The organism is Streptomyces sp. NPDC058964 (genome assembly GCF_042741275.1).
Taxonomy (GTDB): Bacteria; Actinomycetota; Actinomycetes; order Streptomycetales; family Streptomycetaceae; genus Streptomyces.
The window spans coordinates 1-4165 of sequence record NZ_JBHYKH010000428.1 but is presented as its reverse complement, the minus strand read 5'-3'; the positions used below and the strand labels follow the sequence as shown (position 1 = coordinate 4165).

At 72.3% G+C, this 4165-nt stretch carries 5 protein-coding genes and 1 pseudogene; 4 read left to right on the top strand and 2 right to left on the bottom strand.

Annotated features, from left to right (window positions below; all coding sequences use genetic code 11):
• Nucleotides 1-499, top strand: a pseudogene (locus ACFW2E_RS35670) (oxidoreductase); the annotation flags it as partial.
• On the opposite strand, the gene mgrA reads toward ACFW2E_RS35670, so the two are convergent.
• Nucleotides 489-1481 carry an L-glyceraldehyde 3-phosphate reductase gene (mgrA, locus tag ACFW2E_RS35665; RefSeq protein WP_384472787.1) on the bottom strand — a complete coding sequence of 331 codons (993 nt, stop codon included), beginning with the start codon at nt 1479-1481 and terminating at the stop codon, nt 489-491. The pseudogene ACFW2E_RS35670 and the gene mgrA overlap by 11 nt on opposite strands.
• A 109-nt stretch (nt 1482-1590) precedes the next feature.
• On the opposite strand from mgrA, the gene ACFW2E_RS35660 reads away from it, so the two are divergent.
• The 3 genes from ACFW2E_RS35660 to ACFW2E_RS35650 are packed head-to-tail and all read left to right on the top strand — an operon-like array spanning nt 1591 to nt 3374.
• Nucleotides 1591-2505 (top strand): LysR family transcriptional regulator, encoded by a 915-nt coding sequence (locus ACFW2E_RS35660; protein ID WP_384472784.1) that lies wholly within the window; start codon nt 1591-1593, stop codon nt 2503-2505.
• A gap of 25 nt (nt 2506-2530) precedes the next feature.
• Nucleotides 2531-2830, top strand: a complete 300-nt coding sequence (locus ACFW2E_RS35655) for a carotenoid oxygenase family protein (protein ID WP_384472781.1) — start codon at nt 2531-2533, stop codon at nt 2828-2830.
• Nucleotides 2831-2858: 28 nt separating this feature from the next.
• The gene (locus ACFW2E_RS35650) at nt 2859-3374 is read left to right on the top strand and encodes a DUF664 domain-containing protein (protein WP_384472778.1); all 516 of its coding nucleotides are present in this window, start codon (nt 2859-2861) and stop codon (nt 3372-3374) included.
• On the opposite strand, the gene ACFW2E_RS35645 is transcribed toward ACFW2E_RS35650, so the two are convergent.
• A partial coding sequence (locus tag ACFW2E_RS35645; RefSeq protein WP_384472775.1) for an adenosine deaminase occupies nt 3356-4165 on the bottom strand: 810 nt, incomplete at its 5' end. The two genes, ACFW2E_RS35650 and ACFW2E_RS35645, sit on opposite strands and share 19 nt — an antisense overlap.

The window sequence follows — 4165 nt, the reverse complement described above, 5'->3', positions numbered from 1 at the left end:
CCGGTTCTCGCCGGTCGTCTTCGACGACCTCCACTTCGAGCACCGGCCCTACGAGCCGTTCGCCGCGTACGGCCAGTCGAAGACGGCCAATGCGCTCTTCGCGGTGGAACTGGACCGGCGGGGGCGGGCCGAGGGCGTACGGGCCTTCTCCGTGCACCCCGGCACCATCATCGACACCGGCCTCGCCAAGCACGTCTCCGCGGAGACCATCCGTGCCGCCGGTGCAGTCGACGACCGGGGCCGCCCGGTGCTCGACCCCGCCCGCCAGCTCAAGACCGTCCCGCAGGGAGCGGCCACCGGCGTCTGGTGCGCGACCAGCCCCCAGCTCGACGGAATGGGCGGGGTCTACTGCGAGAACTGCGACATCAGCCCGCTGGTGACCGCCGACGACGAGGCCGAGTGGCGCTCCGGGGCGCAGTTGCCGGGTGTGCTGCCGTACGCGGTCGACCCGGCGGCGGCAGCCCGCCTCTGGGAGGTGAGCGAGCGCCTCACGGCTTGACGATCGCGTCGATCAGCGCGAGTTCCTCGGCGTCGAAGTCCAGGTTGCGGGTGGCCGCCACGCTGTCCTCGAGCTGCTGGGGGCTGCTCGCGCCGACGAGCGCGGAGGTGACCCGGCCGCCGCGCAGCACCCAGGACAGCGCCAGCTGGGCCAGGGTCTGGCCGCGGGACTTGGCGACGTCGTCGAGGGCGCGGAGCCTGCCGACGAGTTCCCCGGTGACCGCGTCGGAGTTCAGGAAGGGGCTGTCGCCGGCCGCCCGCGAGTCCTCCGGGATGCCGTCCAGATAGCGGGCGGTCAGCAGGCCCTGCTCCAGCGGCGAGTAGGCGATCGAGCCGACCCGCAGCTCGTCCAGGGCGTCCAGCAGGCCCTCGTCCTCGGGACGGCGGTCGAGCATGGAGTAGCGCGGCTGGTGGATGAGCAGCGGCGTGCCCAGCCCGCCGAGGATGCGGGCGGCCTCGCGGGTCTGCTCCGCCGAGTAGTTGGAGACGCCGACGTAGAGCGCCTTGCCCTGCTGGACCGCGGAGTGCAGGGCGCCCATCGTCTCCTCCAGCGGAGTCTCCGGGTCGGGGCGGTGCGAGTAGAAGATGTCGACGTACTCCAGGCCCATGCGCTTCAGGCTCTGGTCGAGGGAGGAGAGCAGGTACTTGCGGGAGCCCCATTCGCCGTACGGGCCCGGCCACATCAGGTAACCCGCCTTGGTGGAAATGACCAGCTCGTCACGGTACGGCGCGAAGTCCGCCCCGAGGGCCTCGCCGAGGGCGGACTCCGCGGCGCCGGGCGGCGGGCCGTAGTTGTTGGCCAGGTCGAAGTGGGTGACGCCGAGGTCGAAGGCGCGGCGCAGGATGGCGCGCTGGGTCTCGACGGGGCGGTCGGGGCCGAAGTTGTGCCACAGGCCGAGCGACAGCGCCGGGAGCTTCAGTCCGCTGCGTCCGGTGCGCCGGTAGGGCATGTCGGCATAGCGGCCGGGGTGTGCGGTGTACAACGCGACTCCAGAGGTTGGCACACGATCTACCGGTTCCACTCTTCCCCGAGCCGGGTACAGCGGTCCAACAGAAGAATCCGATGGAATTCAGCGGATAGGCTTCTCAATCATGGAACTGCGCCACCTCCACCACTTCGTCGCGGTCGCCGAGGACCAGCACTTCACCCGGGCCGCCGAACGGCTGATGGTGTCCCAGTCGGGTCTGTCGGCCTCGATCCGGGCGCTGGAGCGCGAGCTCAGGGCGCCGCTGTTCGTGCGCACCACCCGCCGGGTGACGCTGACCGAGGCGGGGCGGGCGCTCCTCGCCGAAGCGGAACGGATCCTGGCGCAGGTCAGGGCCGCGCACGAGGCGGTGGCCGCGGTGCAGGGCGTGCTGCGCGGCACCCTCGCGCTGGGCACCGAGCAGTGCATCGCGGGCGTGCACGTGGCGGGACTGCTGGCCGCGTTCCGGCGACGGCACCCGGAAGTGGAGATCCGGCTGCGGCAGGCGGGGACGGGCGCGCTGGCCGAGGGGGTCGCGGCCGGACGGCTCGATCTCGCCTTCGTGTACCGGACGCAGGACGACACCGACCAGCTGCGCGCGGAGCCGCTGACGAGCGAGCCGATGATCGTGCTGTGCCACCCGCACCACCGGCTCGCCGCGGCGGGCGCGGCCCTCGCGCCGGAGGACCTCGAGGGCGAGGTCTTCGTCGACTTCCACCCCGACTGGGGCCCGCGCCGCACCACCGACACCGCCTTCGCCGCGGCCGGGATTCGCCGTACGGTCGCCCTGGAGGTCAACGACGTGCACAGCCTCCTGGACCTGGTCGACGAGAACCTCGGTGTCGCCGTCGTCCCCCGGCACTTCCGGCACAAGCGCCCCTCGCTCACGGCTCTCCCCCTCAAGGGCACGGGCGAGGCGGAGTACGAGACGGTCGCGCTGCTGCCGCCCGCGACCGCCACCAGTCCGGCCGCCCGCGCACTGATCACCCTGCTCGGAACAGGGGGGCCGGCAGCACCCCCGGAGGGGCCCCACTCCTCCTGACCCGGGCCTGCCGCGGCCGGGACTCGTGACCGTCCGGAGCGACAACCACGGTCAGGAGTACGGGAGATGGCGGAACACACACGTCGGAGCGTGCTGCGCGGCCGGGATCGTGGCGGCGGGCGAGGCGGTGTCCGTGCCCAGGGAACCGGCGGGCTCGAGGGCCGCCGAGGACGACGGGCACGCGATCGCTCACGTCCAGGGCCCCGACCGCGGCGCCGCGGATCCGGTGGTCCGCGCGGCCCAGGACTTCACGGGCGAGCCGGTGGCCCATCTGCCGGGGCGGGTGCCGCTGGGCTTCCACGGGAACGGGATTCCGGACGCATGACGCCCTGCGATGCGCCATGGTGGACGTTATGCATGCACGGGACATCCTCATCGACGGCTACGGCCGCATCCAGGAAGAAGTCCACGCCACCCTCGACGGCCTCGGACCGGACGAACTGCACGCCCGCCCGGCGCCCGGGGCCAACTCCGTCGCCTGGCTTGTCTGGCATCTGACCCGGGTCCAGGACGACCACGTCGCCGACGCCTTCGGCCTCGACCAGGTGTGGCTGTCACAGGACTGGGAGAAGCGCTTCGGACTCGACCTGCCGCGCCGTGACACGGGGTACGGCCACAGCGCGGCGAAGGTCGCCAAGGTGCGGGTCGACTCCGCGGACCTGCTGACCGGGTACTACGACGCCGTGCACGAGCAGACCCTCGGGGTGCTGCGCGACCTGCCCGCGAAGGATCTCGAGCGCGTCGTGGACGAGCGCTGGGATCCTCCGGTGAGCCTGGGCGTCCGGCTGGTCAGCGTCCTGTCGGACGACCTTCAGCACATCGGACAGGCCGCCTACCTGCGAGGACTGCTTCAGAGTGCGGCCGCGTAACCCGGCAGCACCACGTCCTCGAGGAGGGCCTTGCGCTCGTCGAACGGGATGAACGCGCTCTTGACGGCGTTCACCGTGACCGTGCGCAGGTCCTCCACCGTCCAGCCCGCCTCCTCGACCAGCAGGGACATCTCCCGGGTCATCGTCGTGCCGGAGACCAGACGGTTGTCGGTGTTGAGGGTGACCCGGAAGCCCAGGTCCTTCAGGGCCGTGATGGGGTGCTCGGCGATCGAGGTGGCGCAGCCCGTCTGGAGGTTGGACGTCGGGCACATCTCCAGGGCGATGCGGCGGTCGCGCACCCAGCCCGCCAGGCGGCCGAGCTTGCCGTCGACGATGTCCTCGGTGAGGCGCACGCCGTGGCCGATGCGCTGCGCGCCGCACACCTGGAGGGCCTGGTGGATGCTGGGCAGGCCGTGCGCCTCGCCGGCGTGGATGGTGAACGGCACGCTCTGGCGGCGCAGGTGCTCGAAGGCGTCCAGGTGGTCGGCGGGCGGGAAACCGTCCTCGGCACCGGCGATGTCGAAGCCGACGACACCGGCGTCACGGTAGGCGACGGCCAGGTCGGCGGCCTCCCGGACGCGGTCGAACATGCGCATGCCGCAGAGCAGGGTGCCGACCCGGACAGGGGTGCCGGCGGCGGCGGCCTTGGCCATACCGGCGGCGAGGCCCTCCTGGACGGTCTCCACGACCTCGCTCAGCGACAGCCCGCCCCCGGTGTTCAGCTCGGGGGCGTAGCGCACCTCGGCGTAGACGACGCCGTCGGCGGCGAGATCCAGGACGTACTCCTCGGC